General features: G+C 68.6%; 22 protein-coding genes. 14 read left to right on the top strand and 8 right to left on the bottom strand.

Annotation, left to right across the window (positions count from 1 at the left end):
* From ACK59X_RS10505 to ACK59X_RS10495, 3 genes are all read right to left on the bottom strand, one after another.
* Positions 1–3,090: DUF4347 domain-containing protein (locus ACK59X_RS10505; protein WP_409957154.1), on the bottom strand; the 3,090-nt coding region annotated here is incomplete at its 3' end.
* Positions 3,087–3,971, bottom strand: coding sequence for a sulfotransferase (locus tag ACK59X_RS10500; protein WP_409957152.1), 885 nt, complete (start codon positions 3,969–3,971; stop codon positions 3,087–3,089). The genes ACK59X_RS10500 and ACK59X_RS10505, both read right to left, overlap by 4 nt.
* A 345-nt stretch (positions 3,972–4,316) precedes the next feature.
* Entirely contained in the window at positions 4,317–5,411 is a 1,095-nt protein-coding gene (locus ACK59X_RS10495; protein WP_409957151.1) for an LLM class flavin-dependent oxidoreductase, read from the bottom strand.
* Positions 5,412–5,552: 141 nt separating this feature from the next.
* On the opposite strand from ACK59X_RS10495, the gene ACK59X_RS10490 reads away from it, so the two are divergent.
* The 4 genes from ACK59X_RS10490 (at position 5,553) to ACK59X_RS10475 (ending at position 10,529) form a co-directional block, all read left to right on the top strand.
* A complete protein-coding gene (locus ACK59X_RS10490) occupies positions 5,553–6,530 on the top strand; it encodes a LysR family transcriptional regulator (RefSeq protein ID WP_409957149.1) in 978 nt (325 codons plus the stop codon).
* 137 nt (positions 6,531–6,667) lie between these two features.
* Entirely contained in the window at positions 6,668–8,242 is a 1,575-nt protein-coding gene (locus ACK59X_RS10485; RefSeq protein ID WP_409957147.1) for an AMP-binding protein, read from the top strand.
* A gap of 17 nt (positions 8,243–8,259) precedes the next feature.
* A complete protein-coding gene (locus ACK59X_RS10480; protein WP_409957145.1) occupies positions 8,260–9,474 on the top strand; it encodes an acyl-CoA dehydrogenase family protein in 1,215 nt (404 codons plus the stop codon).
* 50 nt (positions 9,475–9,524) lie between these two features.
* Entirely contained in the window at positions 9,525–10,529 is a 1,005-nt protein-coding gene (locus ACK59X_RS10475) for a tripartite tricarboxylate transporter substrate binding protein (protein ID WP_409957143.1), read from the top strand.
* 5 nt (positions 10,530–10,534) lie between these two features.
* Here ACK59X_RS10475 and ACK59X_RS10470 read toward each other — a convergent pair whose 3' ends face one another.
* Entirely contained in the window at positions 10,535–11,509 is a 975-nt protein-coding gene (locus tag ACK59X_RS10470) for a LysR substrate-binding domain-containing protein (RefSeq protein ID WP_409957141.1), read from the bottom strand.
* Between the two features lie 94 nt (positions 11,510–11,603).
* Here ACK59X_RS10470 and ACK59X_RS10465 point away from each other — a divergent pair, with 94 nt between their 5' ends.
* From ACK59X_RS10465 to ACK59X_RS10450, 4 genes are all read left to right on the top strand, one after another.
* Positions 11,604–12,593 (top strand): Bug family tripartite tricarboxylate transporter substrate binding protein, encoded by a 990-nt coding sequence (locus ACK59X_RS10465; protein ID WP_409957139.1) that lies wholly within the window; start codon positions 11,604–11,606, stop codon positions 12,591–12,593.
* An 8-nt stretch (positions 12,594–12,601) separates the two neighbouring features.
* Positions 12,602–13,798, top strand: coding sequence for an amidohydrolase (locus tag ACK59X_RS10460; RefSeq protein ID WP_409957138.1), 1,197 nt, complete (start codon positions 12,602–12,604; stop codon positions 13,796–13,798).
* Positions 13,799–13,904: 106 nt separating this feature from the next.
* A complete protein-coding gene (locus ACK59X_RS10455; protein WP_007857987.1) occupies positions 13,905–14,069 on the top strand; it encodes a hypothetical protein in 165 nt (54 codons plus the stop codon).
* A gap of 6 nt (positions 14,070–14,075) precedes the next feature.
* Positions 14,076–14,420: a hypothetical protein gene (locus ACK59X_RS10450; RefSeq protein WP_409957137.1), complete on the top strand. Its 345-nt coding sequence runs from the start codon at positions 14,076–14,078 to the stop codon at positions 14,418–14,420.
* Positions 14,421–14,435: 15 nt separating this feature from the next.
* Here the strand turns inward: ACK59X_RS10450 and ACK59X_RS10445 are convergent, their stop codons facing one another.
* The 4 genes from ACK59X_RS10445 to ACK59X_RS10430 are packed head-to-tail and all read right to left on the bottom strand — an operon-like array spanning position 14,436 to position 18,510.
* A complete protein-coding gene (locus ACK59X_RS10445) occupies positions 14,436–15,608 on the bottom strand; it encodes a c-type cytochrome (RefSeq protein WP_409957135.1) in 1,173 nt (390 codons plus the stop codon).
* A 10-nt stretch (positions 15,609–15,618) separates the two neighbouring features.
* Positions 15,619–16,419, bottom strand: a complete 801-nt coding sequence (locus ACK59X_RS10440) for an ABC transporter ATP-binding protein (RefSeq protein ID WP_409957133.1) — start codon at positions 16,417–16,419, stop codon at positions 15,619–15,621.
* Complete coding sequence (locus tag ACK59X_RS10435; protein ID WP_409957132.1) at positions 16,413–17,474, bottom strand: ABC transporter permease; 1,062 nt, start codon at positions 17,472–17,474, stop codon at positions 16,413–16,415. The genes ACK59X_RS10440 and ACK59X_RS10435 overlap by 7 nt, the downstream gene beginning before the upstream one ends.
* Before the next feature lie 7 nt (positions 17,475–17,481).
* Positions 17,482–18,510, bottom strand: a complete 1,029-nt coding sequence (locus ACK59X_RS10430; RefSeq protein WP_409957130.1) for an ABC transporter substrate-binding protein — start codon at positions 18,508–18,510, stop codon at positions 17,482–17,484.
* 160 nt (positions 18,511–18,670) lie between these two features.
* On the opposite strand from ACK59X_RS10430, the gene ACK59X_RS10425 reads away from it, so the two are divergent.
* The 6 genes from ACK59X_RS10425 to ACK59X_RS10400 all read left to right on the top strand — a co-directional run.
* Complete coding sequence (locus tag ACK59X_RS10425; protein ID WP_409957128.1) at positions 18,671–19,318, top strand: cysteine dioxygenase; 648 nt, start codon at positions 18,671–18,673, stop codon at positions 19,316–19,318.
* Between the two features lie 33 nt (positions 19,319–19,351).
* Positions 19,352–20,959 carry a rhodanese homology domain-containing protein gene (locus ACK59X_RS10420; RefSeq protein WP_409957126.1) on the top strand — a complete coding sequence of 536 codons (1,608 nt, stop codon included), beginning with the start codon at positions 19,352–19,354 and terminating at the stop codon, positions 20,957–20,959.
* 183 nt (positions 20,960–21,142) lie between these two features.
* On the top strand, positions 21,143–21,676 hold the full coding sequence (locus ACK59X_RS10415; protein WP_409957124.1) for a molybdopterin-dependent oxidoreductase: 534 nt from the start codon (positions 21,143–21,145) through the stop codon (positions 21,674–21,676).
* A complete protein-coding gene (locus ACK59X_RS10410) occupies positions 21,657–23,276 on the top strand; it encodes a diguanylate cyclase (protein WP_409957122.1) in 1,620 nt (539 codons plus the stop codon). Before ACK59X_RS10415 ends, ACK59X_RS10410 begins: the two co-directional genes overlap by 20 nt.
* A gap of 18 nt (positions 23,277–23,294) precedes the next feature.
* The gene (locus ACK59X_RS10405) at positions 23,295–23,657 is read left to right on the top strand and encodes a response regulator (protein ID WP_409957120.1); all 363 of its coding nucleotides are present in this window, start codon (positions 23,295–23,297) and stop codon (positions 23,655–23,657) included.
* A 1-nt stretch (position 23,658) separates the two neighbouring features.
* A partial coding sequence (locus tag ACK59X_RS10400) for a chemotaxis protein CheC (RefSeq protein ID WP_409957118.1) occupies positions 23,659–24,278 on the top strand: 620 nt, incomplete at its 3' end.

Below are 24,278 nucleotides of genomic sequence, written 5' to 3'. Positions count from 1 at the left end.
GGTCACGGCAAGGCCCAGCGATGCGGTGCTGAAGTTGCCCGCCGCGTCCGAGGACTTGGTGGTCAGCGTATGGGCGCCGGCGGCCAGGGCGATGCTGGTAATGGTCCAGTTGCCTGCGCCATCGGCGGTGGTGCTGCCCAGAACGGTGGTGCCGTCGGTGTCGTACAGGGTGACGTTGGCGAACTCTCCGGCCGTGCCCGTGAGCACCGGTGTGGTGACGCTGGTGATGTTGTCGGTGGCGGAGGCGCCTGAATCGCTGCCAGCCGCCAGGACGGCGACCGAGGGGGCGGGAGGGGCCGCCGTGTCGATGGTGACGGTCAGCGGGCTGGAGGCCGGGCCGGTGTTGCCGGCGGCATCGGTGGCCTTGGCGGTCAGGGTGTGCGCGCCGGGCGCCAGGGTGTTGCTGGTGATGGACCAGTTGCCACCGGTGGCTGTGGCCGTGCCCAGCACGGTGGTGCCGTCGGTGTCGTACAGGGTGACGGTGGCGCCTGCCTCGGCCGTGCCGGTGATGACGGGGGTGGTGTTGGCGGTGAGGTTGTCGGTGCTGGAACTGCCGGTGTCGCTGGCGGTTGCCAGGTCGGGGGTGCTGGGGGCGACGGGGGCGACGGTGTCGATCACAATACCCTTGTTGGCGCCCAGCGAATTGGCCGCACCAGGCGCCGCCAGCGTGAGGATGGCATCCTGGCCTGTGGCCACGCTCTTGATGGTGCCGCCATTGAAAGCGAGCGCTGCCGTGGACAGGTAGTCCAGATCGGGGCTGGAATCGCCGGCCTGCACGGTATACACAAAGGTCAGGGTGGCGGTGCCGCCGCCAGAGACGTAGTTGACGATCTGGTCGGTCGTACCGGTTTCCAGCGTCAGCTGCGGCGTACCCGTCACGTTGACTGCTTCGTTGAACTTCACCTGCACGGAGACGGTGCCCGCGGCCTTGTAGGCGCCATCGGGGGTGATGGAGGTGACACCCGTGACGGTCGGCGGCGGAACCACCGCCGAGGTGAAGGTCCAGGCGCTGGTACTGGAAATGCCGTTGAAGGCGTTGCCCGAGCCATCCTGGAAGGCACCGCTGTCGACCAGCACGTAGTAGGCTGTCAGACCGTCGAGGTTGGCCGTGGGATTGATGGTGACCTTGCTGTTGGCCCCGCCGGTTCCGCTGCTGAACGTGACCTTGGTGCTGTCATTGGCTGCAATGGTTTCCAGCACCGCGTTGTCCGACTGCCGGTAGATCGTGATGTTCTTCGCCGCGACGGCTGAAACGCCATGGCCGAACTCGATGAACAGGTCATAGGCCACGGGCACATCGACGACGCCGTTGGCGGGAGAGGTGACGCCGGTGAAGTGAAAGGTGTCGTTCTCGCTGAACTCGAAGGCGCCGATGTCGGTGGTGCCCCCGCGGCCGAAGCCGCGCGCATCCAGCGTCGGCACGCCCGTGGTGATGCCGGCCGATATGGCGTTGCTGCCCGCCGTGAGGGCGATGGTCTGGACCGCCCCGCCGTTGTGCGACAGCGTGCCCAGCGCACTGCCCAGCGTGGTGATGGTGCCGGTGAGGGAGTTGGTGGCCGTGCTGTAGGCCCCCGTGCTCAGCAGCAGGTTGTTGCTGCCCGTGCCCGTGGTGTTCTGGCCCAGCACCAGGTTCTGGTGGGCGGCCACGTTCGTGGCACTGGTGTTGTTGGCCACCAGGGTGTTCTTGAACGCGATGTTGGCGTTGTTGGTCGCGATGCCGCCCCCGTCGAACGCCGCAGCGAGCGTCGAGGCATTGACGTGGTTTCCGACAACGGTCGAATTGGTGATGGAACCGCTTCCGCCGCCCGCCATGATCAACAGGCCGCCACCCCCCAGCGTGTTGCTGCCCGTCGAATTGCTGGTGTTGTTGGCCACCGTGGTGTTGACGATGCTGAACGTGCCGCCATTCGTCGTGAGGTGACCTCCCCCGCCACCCCGGTAGCTAGTGTTGCCCGACAGGGTGCTGCTGTCGATGGCAATGTTGCCGGAGCCCGTGAATGCGGACAGACCGCCACCGTAGGCATTGGTCCCCGTCGCCGTGTTGCCGGAAATGGTGGAGTTGGTGATGGAGACGTTGGCACTGGAGTCCGAGAACGTGACACCGCCGCCGTTGCCCACCGAGGTGCTGCCGGTGATGCGCACATGGTCCAGCGTCAATGCGCCGGAATAGTAGGACAGGATGGCGCCGCCACCGAAGTCCTGCCGGGCACTGCCGGCGTTGTTGGCATTGGTCAGCGTCATGCCTGATATCGAGAGGCTCGACGTGTTCGGAGTGTAGGCGCCGCCACCAACCGCGCTATCGGCCACGAAGATGCGCGAGCTGTTGTTGCCGCTGATGGTCAGCAGGCCTTCGCCCGGCCCCACGATGTTGAAAGCATCGAGGTCCGAGGTGCCGTGCACATCCAGCGCGCCCGAAGTCAGCGTGATGGTGGCCATGCCGCTGGCGAACAGGGCCGGGTCGAAGACGATGGTGTCGACCGCACCATTGCCGGTGGCAGACGCCACTGCGGCCCGCAGGGAACCGGCGCCACTGTCATTGAGATTGGTCACCTTGATGGTGGCCAAGTCGAACTGGTAGCTGTCGGCCGACAGGGATGGCTCTTCGACCTCGCCACTCTGGTACTCAAGCACCCAGTCCCCGCCTGCGCCGGTGCCGTTGGTAGACGCCGCCACGTCGGCGCCCGTCAGCTGGGACAGCTGGTTGACGAAATTCACGCCGGTGGCGCTCTGGGCGACATCGCAGCCGTACAGAAAGATGTCGCCGCCTGGAGCCAGGGCATGGCTGATGGTGGCCAGCTTTCCCTGGTAGTCGTCGATGTTGTGCGACGACAGCATGGTGTTGCCCAGCAGCAGGTAGCCATCGCCCCCGTGGGACAGGATGTGGACCGAACCGACGTTGGCCTTGTCCTTGAGGTAGTCGGCCATCTGGCCCACGCCGTTCTTCGCCGCATCCAGCACCACGACCTCGGCCCCGGCGGGCACATCCTTGAGCAGGTCGCGCCATTGCGGCAGGGTCGAATCCACGAACACCACCTGCAGGGGTGCCAGGGTGGGGTCGGCCACGGGAGAGCTCAGGGTGTCGGGGATCATGCTTGGGCTCCAGCGGCCTCGGGGGCCAGTTTGGCAGTGATGACGTTGGCACGGCTGCCCGCAGAATCAATCCAGAAGGACAGCTTGGCGTACTGCTGGAACAGGTCGGGCGGCAAAATGGTCTTGCGGGACTGGAAGCCCACCACCTGGCGCACCTTGTGCAGCCCGCGCATGCCCAGGGGCACGTCGAAATCGGGCGCGTCATAGCGCACATTCTGAAAATCGTGCTCGAACGGCTCGGCGCCGATGAACTGGTAGATCAGCGGGATGACCTTCTGCGGGGCCTGGGCCAGCAGGTCGTAGTCCACCAGCAGCAGCGAGGCGCCATGCTCCCCATAGAAGGCCTCCTTGAGCGCGGTCCACGGATAGCCCACCATGCGGTTGCGCTGGGCCAGGGTGTCAACGCGGCTGTAGATGGTGGCGCGCTCGTTGTCGTCGTTGAACAGGCGGGTGATCTCGTAGGGGTCGGCCGCATACTGGCGCTCGATGCTGTCCATGACCCAGGCCACATTGCGCACGCAGGCGATGAGCTTTGAGCCCGGGAACTGGTCCATCAGCATGGGCATGTGCGCCGACCACATGCGGTTGGTGTCGAACACCACCGCCTTGTCGGCATGCACCGCGTAGTAGGAATCGAACAGCCCACGCACCAGGCGCCGATGTTCCTCCTTGGTGATGATGGGCCCGAACTCGGTGCCCGCGCCGAACTGGTGCAGCATGCCCGAGTACAGCGCCCCCACGGGGCTGGTCATGCCCGCATGGAAGCGGGGGTTTTGCAGCAGCAGTGCCGACAGCAGTGTGGAGCCAGCCCGTGGCAGGCCCGTGATGAAGTGGTATTGGGGGGCACTGCTGGCAGAGGTGGGCATGTAGGGTTCGGTCATGAAAAGGCGGGACCAAGGCAAATGACCCGCATGGCACCGGCCCAGGCCCGGCCAGCGTACATGCGGCCCAACGACCAGGGACTTCCAGAAAGAAACAGCGCGCGACAATGTCGCCCGAAGGTCAAGCAGACCTCCAGGCCATTGGCTGAAAATAGGGGAAATTGCGCTGCCGGTCAATCTTTAGATGACCACGATGCACCAGGAAAGCCGTTTCGCAGGGCTGGCATGGCAGCCCTGCCCCAGTGGGCGGGCGGGAAGAGCACCTGCACACGCGCGGCAGCGCACACCGCCCGCCCCTTCCTATTCAGGGCGGCAGTGCGCGCAGCCTGGCGGATGCCGCCGGTATCAGGCGACCTTCAACGCCACCTGGCGGTCGCGCTCGGCCACCCTGGCGCGCACCAGGGGCAGCAGCTCGCGGCCATAGTCGATCGCGTCCACCAGCGGGTCGAAGCCGCGGATCAGGAAAGTGGTGATGCCCAGGTCGTAGTACTTGAGCAAGGCATCGGCCACCTGTTCGGGCGTGCCCACGAGCGAAGTGGAGTTGGAGCGCCCGCCGATCTCGCGCGCAATGGCCGTCCACAGGCGCTCGTCCACGCGGTCGCCCTTGGCAGCGTCGGCCAGCAGGCGCTGGGCGCCCTCGCTTTGCTGCGGGCCTATGCCGCGCGAGTAGCCCTGCTGCACACGCAGGCGGCGCGTGTCCTCGAGGATCTGGTCGGCGCGCGCCCAGGCTTCCTCCTCGGTCCTGCCCAGGATGGGACGGAAGGAGATGCTGAACTGCACTTCGCGGCCGTGCAGTGTGGCCTCGGCGCGCACGCGGCGCACCAGGTCGCCGGCCTGGGCCAGAGACTCGCCCCACAGGGCATACACGTCGGCATGCTTGCCGGCCACCTGCAGCGCGGGCGCCGAGGCGCCGCCGAAGTAGATGGGCACATAGGGCTGCTGCAGCGGCTTGACCTCGGACCACACGCCCTTGGCGCGGTAGTGGGCACCCTCGTGGTCGAAGGGCTTGTCGGCCGTCCACACGCGGCGCAGCAGATCCAGGTACTCATCGGTACGGGCGTAGCGCTGGTCATGGTCCAGGAAGTCGCCGTCGCGCTGCTGGTCCTCGTCGGAGCCGCCGCTGATGTAGTGCACGGCCAGTCGGCCACCGGTGTAGTGGTCCAGCGTGGCCAACTGGCGCGCGGCCAGCGTGGGCGCGACAAAGCCCGGGCGGTGCGCCAGCAGGAAGCCGATCTTCTCGGTGACCGAGGCCGCGTAGGCCACCGTGAGCAGCGTGTCAGGGCTCGACGAGCTGGCCGGCACCAGGATGCGGTCGAAGCCCGCATGCTCATGCGCCTGGGCGAACACGCGCACATAGGCGGAGTCCACGGCGGGGCCTTTGCGGGCGATGGTTTCAGAGACTTCGTGCGGCTGGATCATGCCGATGAACTGGACGGGCATAGCGGGCTCCTGGATGATGGAATGGGAACTTCGGCCATCATCAGGAGACTGCCCCGCCCTGCCAACGAAGAAAACCGCGTTTGCAAACTCGGTGGACGCATACATGGCCTGCGCCGCCTGCCACCGAGGTAGAGTCATGCCATGGATCTGCGCACCCTCCGCTACTTCATCACCGTGCTCGAAGCGGGCAGCCTGTCGCGCGCAGCCGGTTCGCTCTATGTGGCCCAGCCGGCGCTCACCGCGCAGATCAAGAAACTCGAGGCCGAGCTGGGCACGCAGCTGTTCGACCGCTCGCATGCCGGGGTGACGCCCACACCCGCCGGCATGCAGCTGTACGAGGACGCACGGCGTCTGCTCTCGGACGCCGAAGCCGTGCGCGAGCGCATCCAGCGCCTGCCGCAGGGGCCCGAGGGCTCGGTGACGGTGGCGGCGCCCTTTCTACTGGCCTCGCTGTTGCTCGGGCCGGTGCTCGCGGCGCTCAAGCGCAGCCACCCGCGCATCCGCGTGTTCGTGCTGGACGATTTGAGCCTGGTGGTGCGCAAGGCCATGCTGGACCGTCGCGCCGACGTCGGCATCCTGGTGGACACGCCCCAGGTCGACGGGCTGCGCTGCGCTCCGCTGGTGCGCGAATCGATCTACATCTGCGGCCAGGACACCGACGGCACGGTGGCACTGCTGCTGCGCCGCCCCGCACGCCGGCGCGGCGCGGGGGCAGAGCATCCAGAAATCGACTTCGCCCAGGCGGCGCAATTGCCGCTGGTGCTGCAGTCCCGGCGCTTTTCGATCCGCCAGAACGTGGAGGAAGCTGCCGCCAGCCTGGGCGTGGCCCTGAACGTGGTGCACGAACACGACTCGGCCCGGGTCATCCGCTCGCTCTACCAGTGCGGGGCCGGCTTCACCTTCCCGCCCGCCTGTTCCCTCGCCGACAGCCCGCACCCGAACCGCGAGGGCTGGGTGGTGGCACGCGTGGTGCGCCCCCAGCTGCAGCGCAGCTACCACCTGGCCACCGCGGCCGACCGGCCGGTGGATGCGGTGACGCAGGTGGTCATCGATGCGCTCAGGCAGGAAACCACGCGCATGGTGCGCGAAGGCATCTGGCGGGCCGAGCTGCAGGCCTGACAGGCGCTACCCGCGGGCCAGGCCATCAATCTTTTTGATGGGCTGGCATCAACAAACGGTATTTCCCGCAAGGCCCCGACTTCTGGAACAGTAACTCCACGCCATGCCGCCACGGACATGGCGAGCCCAGGAGACACATGCCACAGTCTGCACCCCACCCCGCCTTCATCGCCAACGTCGGCGAACTCGTCTCGCGCAGCACGCGGGCCTTTGCCCGGCAACTCGCCGTCACCAGCGCCACGCGCAGCCTCACCTATGCCGAGCTGGAGCAACGCTCCAACCGCCTGGCCAACGCCCTGCGCGGCATGGGGCTGGCGCGCGGCGACCGTGTGGGCATCTACCTGCCCAACTGCACCGAGATCGTCGAGATCGAGCTGGCCTGCTACAAGGGCGCCTTCATCAAGGCCCCCTTCAACGCCCGCCTGTCGCCTGCCGAAGTGGGTGCGATCACGGCCAACAGCGATGCCGCAGTGATCGTGACCACGGCGGAGCGCGCCGAGTCCTTCCGCTCTCACATCGCAGGCCCCATGCCGCGCCTGCTGCTGCTCGACGGGCCGGCCGGCACATCCTACGAAGCCGCACTGGCCGCCGCCAGCGACATCTTCACGGCCGAGCGCGTCACGGCCGACGAGGTGGCAGTGCTGCACTACACCTCGGGCTCCTCCGGCGTGCTCAAGGCGGCCATGCAGACCTTCGGCAACCGCCTGGCGCAGCTGCGCAAGTTCCTCATGCGCTCGGACGGCATGCGCGCAGGCCACCTGCTCGGCCTGGTGGGGCCGGTCACCCATGCCTCGGGCATGCAGTTGGTGCCGGCGCTGTGCAGCGGCACCACCATCCGCCTGTTCTCGGGCTTCGAGCCCGGCCGCTTCATCGCCGAGATGCGTGCCGAGCGCGTGACCCATACCTTCATGGTGCCCACCATGATCAACATGCTGCTGGCCGAGCTGGAGGGCCAGTACCGTCCCCTGCCCGACCTGCTGCACCTGGGTTACGGGGCAGCGCCCATGGCGCCCGCGCGCATCCTGCGCGCCATGGACGTGTTCGGCCCCGTGCTGTCGCAGGGCTACGGCGCGGGCGAGACCACCTCGGGCGTGTGCGGCCTGTCGGTGGAAGACCACCTGTTCGCCCGCGCCGCCCTGCCCGAGCGCCTGGCCTCGTGCGGCCGGCCTTTCCTGGAATCGCTGGTGGAGATCGTGGACGACGAGGGCCAGCCCGTGGCCCAGGGCGAGATCGGCGAGATCGTGGTCAGCGGGCCCGATGTCTTCGCCGGCTACTGGCGCGCGCCCGAGCTCACGGCCGAGGTGCTCAAGGACGGCCGCTACCACACGGGCGACCTGGCGCGGGCCGACGACGAGGGCTATGTCTACATCGTGGACCGCAAGAAGGACATGGTGATCAGCGGCGGCTTCAACGTCTACCCCTCGGAAGTGGAGGCCGTGCTGTACCAGCACGAAGCCGTGGCCGATGCCTGCGTGTTCGCCATCCCTGACGACAAATGGGGCGAGGCAGTGGCCGCGCACGTGGTGCTCAAGCCCGGCCGCCATGCGGACGCCGAGGCCATCGCCCGCTTCTGCGCCCCGCTGCGGGGTGGCTTCAAGCGGCCCCGGCACATCGAGTTCGTGCCCTCGCTGCCCAAGAACCCCAATGGCAAGGTGATGCGCAAGGCGATCCAGGCCAACTACTGGACCGGCCACACCCGCATGGTGAACTGAATACGAGGACGACAGGCATGAAAACCGATTCCATCAACCCCATTCCCGCCCCGCTGTTCAACGTGCCCTTCGAAGGCTCGGAGCGCGCAGCCGAGCTCATCGGCCGCATCAACGAGTTCCTGTACGGCGAACTCACCGCACTGGCGCGCGAGCATGGCATCGACCATGAGCAGGGCGCCGACCGCGCCCTGCTGCAGCAGGTGTGGAAGCGCTCGCACGAACTGGGTTTCTATGGCATGACCCTGCCCACGGCCATGGGCGGCCTGGGCCTGTCGGTGCTGGACCATGTGCTCATCAAGGAGGCCATCTACGCCAGCGGCTCGCCCTTTGCGCCCCATGTGTTCGGCGAACTGAGCGGCCCGCCCCGCGTGGGGGCATTGGCGCGCCAGGCCACCCCTTACCAACTGCAGCAGTTCATCGCGCCGGTGGCCCGGGCCGACAAGGCCATCTGCTTTGCGCTGACCGAGGCCGAGGCCGGATCGGACGCGGGCGCGGTGCAGACGCGCGCGGTGCGCGATGGAGACAGCTTCGTGATCGATGGGCGCAAGCGCTTCATCTCGGGCTCGCCGTTCGCCGACTACGCGGTGCTGATGGCTTCCACGGCCAGAGACCCGGCCGAGCGCGAAGTCACCGCCTTCTTCGTGGATCTCCACGCCCCGGGCGTGCGCGTGGAGACCGGCTACAAGACCATGGCCGGCCAATCGTCCACCGGCGACATCGTGCTCGAAGGCTGCCGCGTACCGGCCGCCAACCAGATCGGCGAGCCCGGCCGGGGCCTGGCACTGGCGCTGGGGCGCATCACCGTGAACCGGCTGCTGCACTGCCCGGCCATGCTGGGCCTGGCCCAGGTGGCCTTGCGCGATGCACGTGACTACGCGCTGCAGCGCCGCCAGTTCGGCCGCGCCATCGGCGACTTCCAGGCCATCCAGCACATGCTGGCCGACATGGCGACCGAGCTGTGCGCGGCCCGCGCGCTGATGCTGGGCACGGCGCGCCAGATCGATGCCGGCAGCCAGGCGCGGGCCGAGGCCTCGATGGCCAAGCTGTTCTGTTCCGAGACCGCATTTCGCGTGGCCGACCGGGCCGTGCAGATCCACGGCGGCGAGGGCATCGTGCAGGGGCGGCGTGTGGAGTTTCTGTTCCGCATGCTGCGCATGTACCGCGTTCTCACAGGCACCAGTGAGATCCAGCGCAACACCATTGCCAAGGAACTGCTGGCACCCCAGGCCTGAGCTTGCGAGCGCCCGGATTCGATTCCACTATAAAGAAGGAGACAAAGACCATGACAGCAAACACACTGCAGCGCCGGCAGTTCCTCGGCCAGGGCCTGGCCGCAGCCCTCGTTCCTGCACCCGCCCTGCTCTGCCTGGGCAACGCAGGGGCTGCGGAGCCTTGGCCTGCACGCCCCATCAAGTGGGTCGTGCCCTTCCTCGCGGGCACGGCGCCCGACACCACGGCGCGCATCATCCACGAGGCCGTGGGGCGCGAGCTGGGCCAACCCGTGGTGATCGAGAACCGGGGTGGCGTGGGCGGCAACCTGGGCGCGCGCCAGGTGGCCAAGGCCGCGCCCGACGGCTATACCTGGATCTACTCCAGCGCCCCCATGGCCGCCAGCATGCACATGTACAAGGCGCCGGGCTACGACGCGCTCAAGGACTTCCAGCACGTGATGGGCCTGACCAGCGCGGACATCGTGCTCATCGTCAACGCGGCGTCTGACATCCGCACGCTGGACGACCTGCTGGCCAAGGCACGCTCGGCACCGGGCAAGCTCGACTACGCCTCGGGCGGCGTGGGCACGCCCTCGCACCTGGGGGTGGAGCTGCTGCTCAGCACCGTGGACGTGCAGGTCACGCATGTGCCCTACAAGGGCGCGTCGGAGATCGTCAATGCCGTGATGGGCCGGCAGGTCACCTTTGGCGCACCCATCTTCTCGGTGGCCTATTCCAACATCCAGGCCGGCAAGCTGCGCGCCCTGGCGATTGCCGGCACGCGCCGCAACCCCAAGCTGCCCCAGGTGCCCACGCTGACCGAACTGGGCGTGCGCGGGGTGGAACTCACCTCATGGGGCGGCGTGTCGGTGCCTGCCGGCACGCCCGAGCCCATCGTGGCGCGCATGCGCGCCGCCTTCGAGAAGGCGCTGCGCCAGCCGGCCGTCATTGCCGCACTGGAGGAGCAAGGCGGCATGGTCACCCCCATGGACGCCGAAGCCTACAGGCGCAACTTCACCAAGGAGATGCTGCTGACCGAGGCGATGATGAAGAAGGCGCAGATCGAGCCCATGTAGGCAGATTACCCAGGCCGGTCGCCGCCGGCAGCGCGCAGCCGCTGGCGCAGGGCTGCCAGGGCTGGGCCATCTGCCAAGCCGGTGGTCAACAGGCCCAGCCCTTGCAGCGAGGACTCCAGCGCCTCCGGCAGCCTGACGTTCAGGGCCACGGCCACGCCCGTGTCCACCAGCGTCTGGGCAATGCTCTGCGGCATCAGGCTGACCGCGCCCGTGCTGCGAAGGGCCTCCAGCACCACCGGCAGTGCCGTGGTGGCCAGGGGGTACAGCGCAGGCTGCTGCGCATGGCCGGCCCACAGCCGGTCGTAATAGTCGCGCACGCCCATGCCCCGCGGCGGCAGCACCCAGGGCAGCCCCACCAGCCGGCCCAGCGCCACGCTGCGCAGGCGCGCCAGCGGATGCCCGGGTGCGGCGACCACCGCGGGTGCATCAGCCTGCAGCAGCTCGAACTGCCAGGGGGCGGGCACGTCCTGCGGGCGGCGGCAGACCACGGCATCGAGCCGCCCCGCGGCCAGCTCGGGCAGCAGGTGCACCATGTTTTCCTCGATCAGCTCCACCTGCAGCCCCGGCTGCGCCTGCAGCAGCGCCGGCAACGCGCGGGCCAGCAGGCCCGAGGCCGCCGCCGGGATGCAGCCCAGGCGCAGAAAGGCCTGGGCGCCCGCCTGCAGGGCCGACAGGGTTTCGGTGGTGGCGCGCAAGGCCTGCAGCACATTGCGCGCCACGGGCACCACCGCCTCGCCGAACCGTGTGGGCCGCACACCGCGGTTGTGGCGCTCGAACAAGGGGGCCTGCAGCAGGTCTTCCAAATCTGCCAAGGCCTGGGTGGCGGCCGGCTGGCTCATGCCCACAGCCAAGGCCGCGCGCTGCACGCTGCCGGCGTCCGCCAGGGCGGCGAGCAGCTGCAGGTGCCGCAGGCGGCCGCGGGCGAGCAGGCGGTTGAACAATACGCCGGGGCCGGTTGCAGGCTGTTTCGTGTTTTCCATAAGCAATTCCAATAGATAACCGCTAAATTCTATTGGTCAACCCAATATCCAGCCAGCACAATCGGCCCATCATTCCTGGCAAGCCTTTGTGACCATGACCCACCTGATCTCCACCCGCCGCGCCGTGCTGCTGGCCAGCCTTTGCGCCACCGCCCTGCCGCTTTCCGCCTGGGCTCAGGCCTACCCCGACAAGCCCGTGAAGCTGATCGTGCCCTTCGCCCCCGGCGGCTCCACCGACATCGTGGCGCGCCTGGTGGCCTACCGCATGCCGAAGTCGCTGGGCCAGTCGGTGGTGGGGGACAACCGCGCCGGCGCGGGCGGTGCCATCGGCGCCGAGGCAGTGGCGCGCTCGGCCCCCGACGGTTACACCATCGGCGTGGGCACGGTGAGCACGCTGACCGTGAACCCTGTGCTGCTCAAGGCCTCACGCACCGATCCGCTCAAGGATTTCGCGCCGATCACCGCGCTGGCCTCCATCCCCTCGGTGTTCTCGGTGCACCCCAGCCTCAAGGTGGATACGCTGCCCGCCGTGGTGGCCCTGGCGCGCAGCAAGCCCGACCAGCTCAACGCGGGCTCGCCCGGCACGGGATCCATCGGCCACCTGATCATCGAGGCCATGAACGATGAGCTCAAGATCCAGGTGCGCCATGTGCCCTACAAGGGCATGGGCCCGGTGATCACGGGCGCATTGGGCGGTGAAACCCAGTTGCTGAGCGACCAGTACCCCTCGTCCGCCCCCTACATCAAGGCCGGCAAGCTGGTGCCTTTCGTCGTCGCGGCCGACAAGCGTCTGGCCGCCCTGCCCCACGTGCCCACCTTCAAGGAGCTGGGCCATGCCGACCTCAACGAGATCGCCATCACCTGGTTCGGCCTGGTGGCGCCCGCCAAGACGCCCCCGGCCATTGTGGCCAGGCTCAACGCCGCCGCGGCCGAAGCGCTCAAGGACCCGGCCCTGCAGGCACGCCTGACGGAACTGGGCGCCGAGTCCATCGCCGGCACGCCCGAGCAGTTCGGCGCCCTGATCGGCAGCAGCCTCACGCGCGTGCGCAAGGTGGTGCAGGCCCGCAAGATCGAGATGGAGTGAGCCGCGCCATGTCCAATAAACAACTGATCGACACCATCACCGAACAGGCGCGCGCCCAGCATCCCCAGGTCGTGGCCTGGCGCCGCCACATGCACCGCCATGCCGAGCTGTCGTTCCAGGAGCTCGACACGGCCGACTTCCTGGAGCGCGAGCTGCGCCAGATCGACGGCCTGGCCATCCACCGCCCTACCCCCACCAGCCTGGTCGCCACACTGCGCGGAGCCCTGCCCGGCAAGGTGCTGGCCATCCGCGCCGACATCGACGCCCTGCCCATCCACGACCAGAAGACCTGCGACTACGCCTCGGCCCGGCCCGGCGCAATGCATGCCTGCGGGCACGATGGCCATGCCTCCATGCTGCTGGGCGCGGCGCGCCTGCTGGCCGGGCTGCGCCAGCAGCTGCCGGGCGAGGTGCGCTTCTTCTTTCAGCACGCAGAGGAACAACACCCCGGTGGCGCCCAGCAGATGGTGGATGCCGGCGTGATGCAGGGCGTGGACCGCATCATCTCGGCCCATGTGATGTCCACCGTGGACACGGGCCGCATCGTGGTGCTCGACGGGCCCACGCTGGCCAGTTCCGACCGCTTCATCCTGCGCGTGCAGGGCAAGGGCGGCCATGCGGCCAACCCCGACAAGTGCATCGACCCGATCTGGATCGGCGCGCAGATCGTGGCCAACCTGCAGGCCGTGGTGGCGCGCAACACCGATGCGCACGAGGCGCTGATCCTCTCGGTCACCAGGTTCCAGGCCGGCTCGGCCTTCAACGTGATCCCGGACAGCGCGGAGCTGTCGGGCTCGGTGCGCTGTTACTCGCCCGAGGTGCGCGCGCGGGTTCCACAGGCCATCGAACGCATCGCACGCGGCGTGGCCCAGGCCCATGGCGCCACGGTGGAGCTGGACTACGTGCACGGCTACCGCCCGGTGGTCAACGACCCGGCCACCGCCGCCGCCCTGCGCGCCGCCGTGCGCGAGGCCCTGCCCGACGTGCCCCTGCACACCATGAACCCGCTGCCCAACAGCGAGGATTTCAGTGCCTTCACCGAGCACGCCCCCGGCGCCTACGCACTGATCGGTGCGCGCAGCGCGGCCAAGCACATCTGCCACCCACACCACCACCCCCTGTTCGACTTCGACGAGGACGCGCTGGAGCATGGCGTGCGCATGTTCACGGCGGCACCGTTCACGCTGAACGCACTGGAGTCTTGAGCACGGCCCCGGCACAATGCATGGACAAGCCACCAAGAGAGGGGAATTCCATGCACTGCAATACAGGGGAAGCTGCCGGTCGCCTGCCCGGCCCAAGGAGCATGCCATGAACCGCAAGACCCAGGCCGGAATCGCCGGCATGGCTGTCGGCGGGCTCTGGCTGCTGGCCAACCTGCGCCATGTCCAGGCACAGGGCTTCGTGGCCATCGGCATGCCACTCATCATCCTGGTGCTGGGCGGCATCTACTTCGCACTGGGACGCAAGGAGTAAGCAGACATGCACATTCGACGCACCTTGGCGGGCATCGCCCTGCTGTCACTTGCCGGCAGCGCCCTGGCGCAGGAGGGAACCGGCTGGCTGGCCGGCACCTGGCAACTCGCGGAAGACCGCAAAAAGCCCGGCTTCACCGACGACTTCATGGACTTCGACGCGCAGGGCACGGTGGTGCTGCGCGACGGCCAGAAGGCCTATGCCAACTGCCGCTACCAACCCGGTGCCGGCGTACTGCTGCTGACCTGCATCGCGGGCGGCAAGGAACGGCCCATGACCATGCGCGTCGCGCCCGACAAGGCATCGCTGACCAACTCCGTGGGCGACGTGTACCGCAAGAGCCGCAGGTAGGGGTGGCGACACGCCTCAATGCGGGAATCCGCCGCGCGTGAGCCGCACCGGTTCGGCGTCCATGCGGCGGATCAGGGCCTCCAGCCCATCACCTGGACCCACCCCGGCGGCCACCGGCCCGTCGGCAGGCGCCCGGGGTACCGTGGTGGAGCGGCAGACCAGGTCCTCCTCGGACCAGGCCGCCTTGCCCGGCTGGCCGCGGGCGCGCAGCCAGCCCGCGCGGTCCACGATCAGTTGGTAGCCCGGCAGCTCGGCGGCCGGGATGCCGAGGACCAGCGCCAGGGCCTGCTCCACGGCCTTCGCGTCGCCCTGCGGTGAGCATTCAGGATCAGCCCCTTGTGGCAACGTGCCGGCTACAAGGCTGACCAGTCGCGGGTCATCCGCCACCGACGCCACGCCGGGCCCTGCCACGGCCACGCGCACGCGCTGCCCCACCAGGTCGCGGGACTGCCGCGAGCGCCCCAGGCGGCAGTCCAGCGCCATGCCGGGCAGGCGCACGGGGCGGTCCCAGGTGCCCGATTCGCGCAGCATCTGCCCGGCCGCATGGGCCTGCAGATAATCCAGCACTTCCCAGATCTCCACCTCACTCAGCGCAGCGCCCGTGCCGGGCATGGTTCGCGCACCCGCGCGGTTGTGCATGCCTTCGCGCACGCGCCAGAACAGCTCGCCGTCGAGCCGCTTCCACAGCAGCGCGCCGTTCAGGTTGGGTGGCCACTGCACCAATTGCGGCGCGTCGGGGCCCTCACCCCGGCCGTCGGTGCCATGGCAGCGCAGGCAGTGCTGCTGGTAGGTGGCCTGGCCACGCACGATGCCTGCGGCACTGAAGCCGGTGGGCGACTGGTGCAGGCTGGTGGGCACGGCCGGTGCCAGCAGCAGATGGGCCTGCGGCCACGGGGCCAGCACCAGCACGGTGGCGGCCAGGGCCGCCAACGGCCAGCGGGCACGGCGCCAGGACAACGCCACGGCCAGCAACACCAGCGCAGTGCCCGTGCAGGCCAGCGACCACAGCACCCGCCGCGCGTGGCCCGCGTCCACCACCAGCATCTCGGCGGCAATGCGGTGGTCCAATGGCCAGCCGGGCTGGCCATGGATCTCGGGCGCCCAGCCCAGGGCGTGCAGCAGAGTGCGCAGGCCCTGCTGCGCGGCATGCAGGCCTTCGAGCAGGCCGTTCAACAGGTCCGGGGTCAAGGCGCGCGGACTACCAGCTGGCGTCCAGCCCCAGCTGCGCCAGGGCCTCGCGGCGCAGTTCCGCCAGGCGCGGGTCGCCGCGGTGGCGCGGGTAGGGCAAATCGTTCACCAGCACCTGCCGGATGCGCGCCGGCCGGTCTGAGAACACCGCCACGCGCTGCGCCATGAACAGCGCCTCCTCCACGTCGTGCGTGACGAGCAGGGCCGAGAAGCCCGTGCGCTGCCACAGGTCCACCAGTTCGGTCTGCATGGACAGGCGCGTGAGCGAATCGAGCTTGCCCAGCGGTTCGTCGAGCACCAGGAGGCTCGGGTCATTGACCAGGGCCCGCGCCAGCGCCACGCGCTGGGCCATGCCGCCCGAGAGCTGGTGCGGGAAAGCCCGGGCGAAGTCCTGCAGGCCGACCAGGCGCAGGGCTTCGTCCACCCGGTGGCGCTGCTGGCGCAGAATGCCGCGTGCCTGCAGGCCCAGGGCGACGTTGTCCCACACGGTGCGCCAGGGGAACAGCGTCGGGTCCTGGAAGACCACGATGCGCGAGGGATCGGGGTCGGTGATGGGGCTGCCATCCTGCAACAGCTCACCCGTGGTCGCGGTCTCCAGCCCCGCCACCAGGCGCAGCAAGGTGCTCTTGCCGCAGCCGCTGGGGCCCAGCAGGGCCACGAATTCACCAGGAACGATCGACAGGTCCAGCTCGTCGATGACGTGCAGCGGGCCGGCGGGCAGGTCGAACCAGTGGCTGACATTGCGCACGTCGATGCGTGCGCCGATGACCTTGTTGGAAGCGGTCGACTCCGCAGCGACAGTGCTCACCATTTCACCACCCCCTTCTGCCAGGACAGCACCCGGTCGCGCAGCACGAACAGCAAGGTGATCACGCCCGAGAACAGCAACGCCATCACGATCAGCGCCGCATACATGTTCGGATAGGCGGCCCAGCCCTGGGCCCAGGTCAGGTACCAGCCCAGGCCCGCCTTCACGCCCAGCATCTCGGCCACGACCAGGGTGGAAAACGCGGCCCCAAGGCCCATGAACAGGCCCACGAAGACCTGGGGCAGAGCTGCCGGTATGGCCACGCGCAGCACCAGGAACCAGGGCGATGCGCCCATGGTGCGCGCCACGTCGTAATAATTCTTGTGCACACCCGCCACGCCCGACCAGGTGAGGATGGCCACCGGGAAGGCCGTTCCCAATGCGATCAAAAAGATCGCCGTGGACCAGCTCGACGGAAAGAAATAGAAGCTCACCGGCAGCAGCGCCGTGGTGGGCACGGGCCCCAGGATGCGCAGCACCGGGTGGACCCAGTAGCTGGCCTGGCGCGACCAGCCGATCAGCACGCCGGTGACAAAGCCCGCCGCGGCGCCAATGGCAATGCCCAGGGCCAGCAGGCGCAGCGATGCGCCCGCGCTCTCCAGCAGGCGCGCCCAATCGGTGGCATAGACCTCCACCAGACTTTGCGGCGGCGCGAAGAAAGGCGGCGGCAAGGTGCCCAGCTTGGCCGTGAAGACCTCCCAGACCGCAAAGCCCAGCGCCAGGGCCACGAGCCAGGGCCCAGCCTTGCGCACACGGAGCCCGGCCCGGCCCAGCGAGCCCGGCACGAAGGCCAGCACCGCCAGGACCAGCGCCACGGCGCCTGCACCGATGGCGAACTCCTCGGTGAAGGCCCAGTCGCTGAAGCCGACCGGCTTGTTGGGCCACAGGTAGGTGATGAGGCCCAGTGCGGCCCAGGCGACGGCGGCGGCCAGGCCGGTCCACCAGAACGCGGGGGCAGAGGCAGTGCGCAGCGGCGCAGACACCGCCGCAGCCCGGGGCGCCGGTGCGGCCGACACGGCGGCCGGCGCGGGAAGGATGTGATCGGCAACGGTGCTCATGGCGGGCTCAGGCCAGGACGTCGGCGTGCACATGCGCGGCAAAGCGCGCCGGGTCGGTCGAGGGCTTGAGCACCCCCACCAGCTTGAAGTCGCGGGCGTAGAACTCGATCTCCTGGCGCAGGGCCGTGCCCACAGGGTGGCTGCGGTGCGTGAGAGTGCCCAACACGGCGCGCAGGTCCTCCTGCGGCACCTTGGAGTAGGGGCTGAAGATGCGCGCCGTCTCGTTGGGGTTGTCGGCCACGAAGTCCGAGGCCTCGATGATGGCGCGCGTGAGCGCGGCCGCCGTGCCCTTGTCGTTGCGCACCAGCGCACCGCTCACGCCCAGCACGCAGCAGGTCTTGGCGGCATATTCGCCCGAGAGGTTGGACGCCAGGTCCACCAGGCCCTTGGTGCGCCGCTGGATCAAGAGCAGGTTGGGGTCGCCGTCGGCAATGGCCTGGGCCTCGCCCTTTTCCACGGCCAGGCCCAGCATGTCGCCGGGGAACTGGCGCCAGGCCACGTCCTTCTCGGGGTTGAGCCCGGCCTTGGCCAGCAGCACCGAGAAAAAATTCTTGCCCGGGCTGTTGAGGTCCGACACGGCGATGGTCTTGCCCTTGAGCTTTTGCAGGCTGGTCACACCCGCGGCCTCGTAGCCCACCAGGCGCGAGCAGCCGCCGTGCGAGCTGCCCACCAGCTTCACGTCGAAGCCCGACTCCAGCGGCTTGATCCAGCGGTGCACCATGCCCAGGCCGGCATCGGCCTTGGAGGTGGCGATGGTTTCGAGCAACTGGTCGGTGGAGCCAGCGAAGTTGACCAGCTCGACCTTGAGGCCGTGCTTTTCGAAGATGCCGCGCTCGATGGCCACCGGGGCGGCCGACAGGCAGATGGCGTTGGCGTTCCACGCCAGCTTCACCTCGCGCAACTTGCCGGCGGCCAGCACCTGGCTGCCCACCACGCCCGATGCGCCCACCACCGTGGCCGCGCCGGTGGCGCGCAGCACCTGCCGGCGCGACCAGCGCGCTTGTCCTCCACTCCCCATTTGGCCCTTGTTGTTCATGCCCTGTACCTCGTGTGTAATAAGAAAGAGACAACGGTGGCAAGCACCGCACCAGCCGCATTGCAAACGCTGGGCATCGAAAAGAGAACGAAGAAAAACGGAGATGGATATGCAAAACTTTCCTCACCGCCCAGCGCACAACGCTGGTGCAATGCAGGGCATGAATGCCCTCGCCCCAGACGTTCTCGAACAAGAATCCCACTCCGTCCCCAACACCGCCCGCCTGCGCAGCTTTGTGCAGCAGCTCGCTGCCCTGGTGGAAAGCGCCCCGCCCGAGTCCGAACTGCTGGAGCGCGGCGGCACCCTGCTCGGCGCCCTGGTGGCGCATGACGACTGGCTGCCCGCCGCCTACGCCCAGCCCAGTCCCGAGCGCTACCAGCAGTTCCTGCTGCATGCCGACGCGCTGGGCCGCTTCTCGGTGGTGAGCTTTGTCTGGGGTCCCGGCCAGGCCACGCCCATCCATGACCACACGGTCTGGGGCCTGATCGGCATGCTGCGCGGCTCCGAGGACTCGCAGGCCTATGCCCGCACGGCGGAAGGCCGCTGGGCACCGCAAGGCGCGCCGCACCGCCTGCAGCCAGGCCAGGTGGAGGCCGTGTCGCCCACCATCGGAGATGTGCACCGCGTGAGCAATGCCTGGGAGGGCCGCACCTCCATCAGCATCCACGTCTATGGCGCCAACATCGGCGCCGTGCAGCGCAGCGTGTACCTGGAGGACGGCACGCGCAAACCTTTCATCTCCGGCTACAGCAACAGCACCCTGCCCAATATCTGGGACCTCTCGAAGAACCCGGCTGCCTCGGCCTGACCCATTTTTCCCAAGACCCGTACGATTCCACCCATGACCGCTTCCGCCATCCCAGAAACATCCGTCCTTGAGGTCCGCGAGGCCCTGCTCGCCCGCCAGGAAATCGCCCTGCTCGACGTGCGCGAGGAAGACCCCTACGCCCAGGGCCACCCCCTGTTCGCGGCCAACCTGCCTGCCGGCAGGATCGAACTGGACGCCTGGACGCGCATCCCGCGCCGCGACACCCTGATCGTGGTCTACGACGACGGCGAGGGCCTGGCCGAGCCTGCGGCGCGCACCCTGCAGCGCCTGGGCTACACGCGCGTGACCCTGCTCGCACACGGCCTGCAGGGCTGGCGCGATGCGGGGGGCGAATTGTTCATCGACGTGAATGTACCCAGCAAATCCTTCGGCGAGCTGGTGGAGGCCGAGCGCCACACGCCCTCGCTCGCAGCAGAAGAGGTGCAAGCGCTGATCGACGCCAAGGCCGACGTGGTGGTGCTGGACGCACGCCGCTACGACGAATACCACACCATGAACATCCCTACGGGCGTGAGCGTGCCCGGCGCAGAGCTGGTGCTGCGCGCAAGGGCGCTGGCTCCCAACCCGGCCACGCAGATCATCGTGAACTGCGCGGGGCGCACGCGCAGCATCATCGGCACGCAGTCGCTGGTCAACGCGGGCATCCCCAACCCCGTGGCCGCGCTGCGCAACGGCACCATCGGCTGGCTGCTGGCCGGGCAGACCCTGGAGCGCGGCGCCAGCCGCCGCTTCGACCCCGCCGTGCACATCGACCGCGCCCAGGCGCCAGCACAGGCCCGCAACGTGGCCGACCGCGCCCACGTGCAGCGGGCCCAGGCCGGCGACCTGGCGCGCTTTGCGGCCGAGGCCGGCCGCACCACCTACCTGCTGGACGTGCGTACGCCCGAGGAATTCGCGGCCGGCCACCTGCCCGGCTTTCGCAACATCCCCGGCGGGCAGCTGGTGCAGGAGACCGACCACACGGCCGCCGTGCGCGGCGCGCGCCTGGTGCTGGTGGACGACGACGGCGTGCGCGCCAACATGAGCGCATCCTGGCTGGCCCAGATGGGCTGGGAGGCCTGGGTGCTCGATGGCGCGCAGCCATCGGACTTCAGCGAGACCGGCGCCGTGGCCAACACCGTGCCCGAGCCCGAAGGCCCCATTGCCTGGACCACGCCCGCGCAACTGGACGCCTGGCTGAAAGAGGAAGAACAGGCGCCCGGCCGCACCGCCGTGCTGGACCTGACCACCAGCGCCAACTACACCCAGCGCCACATTCCGGGCGCCTGGTTCGTGATCCGCGCACAGTTGGCGCAGGCCGTGGCGACGATCCCGCGCGCAGAGCGCTATGTGCTCACCTGCGGCAGAAGCCTGCTGGCGCGCTATGCGGCGCAGGACCTGGCACGCCTCACGGGCGCAGAAGTGCAGGTGCTCGAAGGCGGCACCCTGGCCTGGATCGCAGCCGGCCTGCCGCTGGAGCATGGCGAGACGCGCCTGGCTTCGCCGCGCACCGACCGCTATCGCCGCCCCTACGAAGGCACCGAGAGCCCGCGCGAAGCGATGCAGGCCTATCTGGACTGGGAATTCGGGCTGGTGGAACAGCTCGGGCGCGACGGTACGCACGGTTTTCGGGTCATTTGAACCCAGGCTTTCTGCGGCCGACAAGCCGGCCTGCGCAGTGCGCCGGGCTGTCAACAATTGTTAAAGCAGGGCCATTACCCCCACAACGGGGCGCAAAAAGGCCCAATGGGCAGGCCACGCCCGGCATAGTCGCTCGTCTGCCCCTGGTACCGCACGGAGGGGGCAAGCCAGCGAGACCCGTTCATGATGCCCAGTTTCCGCGCGCGACTGCCCCGCGCAGCGTTCGCCCTGTCCGTTGTTCTGTCCAGCCTGTGGCTGCCATTGCCAGCCCATGCCAGCCTGGTGTGCCAGCCTTCGGGCGAGCGGCCTGTGCTCAAGCTGCAGGCCGCAAACCAGACCGCGCTGGCCTGCGACCTGCAGGCCCTGGAGAGTCTGCCGGCACGCGAAATCGTCACCACCTTGCCGGAAGCCCTGGGGATGCCGGGCAAATCCCGCTGGCGCGGCGTGTCCCTGCGCCTGCTCGTGGAACAGCTGGGAGGCAATGAGCGGCACCAGATCGAGTTGACGGCCCTGAATGACTACTCGGTCCGCATTCCCTGGAGCGACCTGGTCCAGTACGACCCCATCCTGGCCTACCGGCGCGACCAGCAGCCGATCGGCATCCGCGACAAGGGGCCCCTGATCCTGATCTACCCCTTTGACCGGCACGCGCGCTTGCAAAAGCAGGACTATGTCAACCGCACCATCTGGCAGGTCCATGTCCTCTCCGTCCGATAAGCCGCGGCCACCATCGCCAAAGGCCTGCCGCCTGCCGCCCTCGCGCAATGGAACCTATTGGCTGCTGGCCCTGGTGGCGGCCATGGTGCTGGTCACGTCCGCAGCCCTGTGGTGGACGCTGCACCAAGTGCGCGCGTTGGCGCAGCCCTTTCAGCAAAGCGATCTGTGGCACGTGTCGAGCGTGCACAGCGAACTGGCGCGGGTGGTTCTGCTGGCGCGCCAGGTCAAGGCGCTGGAAGCACCCGAGGTGGAGCTGCAGGAGCGCCTGGAGGTCCTCTTCAGCACGCTCGACCTGGTCGACGCCAGCCCGCGCCTGGGCACGCGCTTGCGGCAGGCGCTGCCCCAGACCGTGCTGGATCTGGAAGATCTGGGCCGGCATGTCGACCGCTGGTCGGCCCGCTTCGCATCGGCCCCCCTGGGGCGTGCGGAGGTGGCCAATGACATCAGCCTGCGTGCTGACGAATTGCTGCAGCGCATCCGCAAGGCCGTCGTCGCGGTGCACCTGTTTTCCACGCAGGAATCTGATCGCATCCGCCAGGACCTGCACAACCAGTTCATGCTGCTCAGCGCCGTGCTCGGCGGCCTGCTGCTCGGCACGGCCCTGCTGATCCGCCGGCTGCTGCACGAAGCCCGGTCGGCCCAGGCCCTGTCGCAGCAGCTGGCACAGGCCAACCGCCACCTGGAGATGCGCGTGGCCAGCCGCACGCGCGAGATCGAGGAAAGCCGTGCGCTGCTGAGCTTCATCCTCGACTCCAGCCCGAGCGACGTGGTGCTGGTGGACGTCGAAAGCGGCTTTGTGCACTTCATCAACAACCAGATGGTCGAGCGCCTGGGGCTGCAGTGGCCGCCCATCAAGCTGACCCTGCCCGAGCTGCTGCACGAGCCCGGCGCCAGCCAGCAGTTGATGGCGGCGCTGGACAAGTACGGCCAGGTGGATGGGATGGAAGCGCTCATCGGTGCCAGGAATCCCCGCTGGAGTTCACTGTCAGCGCGCCTCATCGAGGTCGATGGCAGGCTGGCCCACCTGCTGTGGGGCTTCGACATCAGCACGCACAAGCAACTGGAATCGCAGCTGCGCGAGCTGGCCACGCGCGACTCGCTGACCGGCAGGCTCAACCGGCGGGCCTTCCTGGAGCGTGGCACCGCCCTGCTCGACCATTGCCGCCGCCATGCCAAGCCCTGCACCGTGCTGATGATCGACATCGACCACTTCAAGCGCATCAACGACCGGCATGGGCACCAGACCGGCGACGACTCGCTGCGCGCCTGCGCCACCGCCATTGCCAACGTGCTGCGCGAGGCCGACATCCTGGGACGGCTGGGGGGCGAGGAATTTGCCGCACTGCTGCCCCATTCGTCCACCGAAAGCGCCTGGTCCGTGGCCGAACGCATCCGCGACGCCATCGCCGGGCTGCAGATCGTCTCCCTCGCCAGCCAGCCCCTGAAGATCACCGTGTCCATCGGCATGGCCGAGATGGCGCACCGCGATGCCGGCATCGAAACCATCCTCGCCTGGGCCGACCAGGCGTTGTACCGCGCCAAGGCCACGGGCCGCAACAAGGTGCTGGCCTACGAAGCCGCTTTCGCACACTCCCAATGACCCACGTACCGACACCCCATGAGCCTGCGACTCTTGATCGTTGATGACAGCCGCATGTCCCGGCTGATCCTGCAGGGCCTCGTCCTGCAAGCCCATCCCCAATGGGCCATCCTGCACGCCAGCAGTGGCGAAGAGGCCCTGTCCATGGTCGAGCAGCATGCCGTGGACCTCGTTTCCATGGACTTCAACATGCACGGCATGAATGGCCTGGAAGCCGCCCTGGCGCTGCGCAAGATCCGGCCCCGGCTGCCCATTGCCATCGTCACGGCCAATGTGCAGGGCGCGGTGCAGGAACGCATCGAGGAAGCCGGCCTGGCTTTCATAGCGAAACCCATCACGGCCGATGCAGCGAAGAAACTCGCAGCACTGGCGGGAGTCTGATATGCCTGTGCAGCTTGATGCGGAACAAGTAGACGCGCTCAGCGAGATCTTCAACATCGGGGTCGGCAAGGCGGCCGCCGCCATGGGCCGCCTGATGCACGACGAGGTGCTGCTCTCGGTACCGCACGTGAGCATCCTGACGGTGAGCGAGGCGGCCCAGCAGCTGGGGGCGGCCGGCAGCACCATGCACGGCATCCGCCAACCCTTTCGCGGGGTCTTCAATGGCGATGCGCTGCTGATCTTCCCGGGTGACAAGAGCCTGGAGATCGTGCGCATCGTCGCGGGCCAGAGCGTGCCCGGCGAAGACCTGAGCGCCATCGAGCAGGACGCGATGAGCGAGTTGGGCAACGTGATGCTCAGCGCCTGCCTGGCGGCCCTGGCCGACCTGCTGGGCCACGAATTCGAACTGAGCCCGCCACGCGTCGACGTGGGCGACAGCCGCACCATCCTGGGCACCCGCATCCAGAACCACCTGGTGGTGTTCCTGCACATCCGCTTCGAGCTGCTCAGCCGCCAGCTCGACGGATTCGTGGTGTTCGGGCGCAACCCCACCGCGCTCGCGGCCCCGCGCGCGCCCGTGGACCGGCGGCGCGGCCGCGCGGTACCCGCGGACGGACCCTC

The sequence above is a fragment of the Acidovorax sp. genome (assembly GCF_046339755.1).
Lineage (GTDB): Bacteria > Pseudomonadota > Gammaproteobacteria > Burkholderiales > Burkholderiaceae_C > Acidovorax.
The sequence above is the reverse complement of the archived record's forward strand: the minus strand, read 5'-3'. Positions and strand labels throughout refer to the sequence as shown.

Coding starts and splice junctions, on each gene's coding strand:
- ACK59X_RS10490 (WP_409957149.1), top strand. CDS start 5,553: ATGGATCTGCGCACCCTCCGCTACTTCATCACCGTGCTCGAAGCGGGC.
- ACK59X_RS10460 (WP_409957138.1), top strand. CDS start 12,602: ATGTCCAATAAACAACTGATCGACACCATCACCGAACAGGCGCGCGCC.
- ACK59X_RS10500 (WP_409957152.1), bottom strand. CDS start 3,971: ATGACCGAACCCTACATGCCCACCTCTGCCAGCAGTGCCCCCCAATAC.
- ACK59X_RS10495 (WP_409957151.1), bottom strand. CDS start 5,411: ATGCCCGTCCAGTTCATCGGCATGATCCAGCCGCACGAAGTCTCTGAA.
- ACK59X_RS10405 (WP_409957120.1), top strand. CDS start 23,295: ATGAGCCTGCGACTCTTGATCGTTGATGACAGCCGCATGTCCCGGCTG.
- ACK59X_RS10420 (WP_409957126.1), top strand. CDS start 19,352: ATGACCGCTTCCGCCATCCCAGAAACATCCGTCCTTGAGGTCCGCGAG.
- ACK59X_RS10455 (WP_007857987.1), top strand. CDS start 13,905: ATGAACCGCAAGACCCAGGCCGGAATCGCCGGCATGGCTGTCGGCGGG.
- ACK59X_RS10440 (WP_409957133.1), bottom strand. CDS start 16,419: ATGGTGAGCACTGTCGCTGCGGAGTCGACCGCTTCCAACAAGGTCATC.
- ACK59X_RS10485 (WP_409957147.1), top strand. CDS start 6,668: ATGCCACAGTCTGCACCCCACCCCGCCTTCATCGCCAACGTCGGCGAA.
- ACK59X_RS10475 (WP_409957143.1), top strand. CDS start 9,525: ATGACAGCAAACACACTGCAGCGCCGGCAGTTCCTCGGCCAGGGCCTG.
- ACK59X_RS10470 (WP_409957141.1), bottom strand. CDS start 11,509: ATGGAAAACACGAAACAGCCTGCAACCGGCCCCGGCGTATTGTTCAAC.
- ACK59X_RS10465 (WP_409957139.1), top strand. CDS start 11,604: ATGACCCACCTGATCTCCACCCGCCGCGCCGTGCTGCTGGCCAGCCTT.
- ACK59X_RS10430 (WP_409957130.1), bottom strand. CDS start 18,510: ATGAACAACAAGGGCCAAATGGGGAGTGGAGGACAAGCGCGCTGGTCG.
- ACK59X_RS10450 (WP_409957137.1), top strand. CDS start 14,076: ATGCACATTCGACGCACCTTGGCGGGCATCGCCCTGCTGTCACTTGCC.
- ACK59X_RS10480 (WP_409957145.1), top strand. CDS start 8,260: ATGAAAACCGATTCCATCAACCCCATTCCCGCCCCGCTGTTCAACGTG.
- ACK59X_RS10415 (WP_409957124.1), top strand. CDS start 21,143: ATGATGCCCAGTTTCCGCGCGCGACTGCCCCGCGCAGCGTTCGCCCTG.
- ACK59X_RS10425 (WP_409957128.1), top strand. CDS start 18,671: ATGAATGCCCTCGCCCCAGACGTTCTCGAACAAGAATCCCACTCCGTC.
- ACK59X_RS10435 (WP_409957132.1), bottom strand. CDS start 17,474: ATGAGCACCGTTGCCGATCACATCCTTCCCGCGCCGGCCGCCGTGTCG.
- ACK59X_RS10410 (WP_409957122.1), top strand. CDS start 21,657: ATGTCCTCTCCGTCCGATAAGCCGCGGCCACCATCGCCAAAGGCCTGC.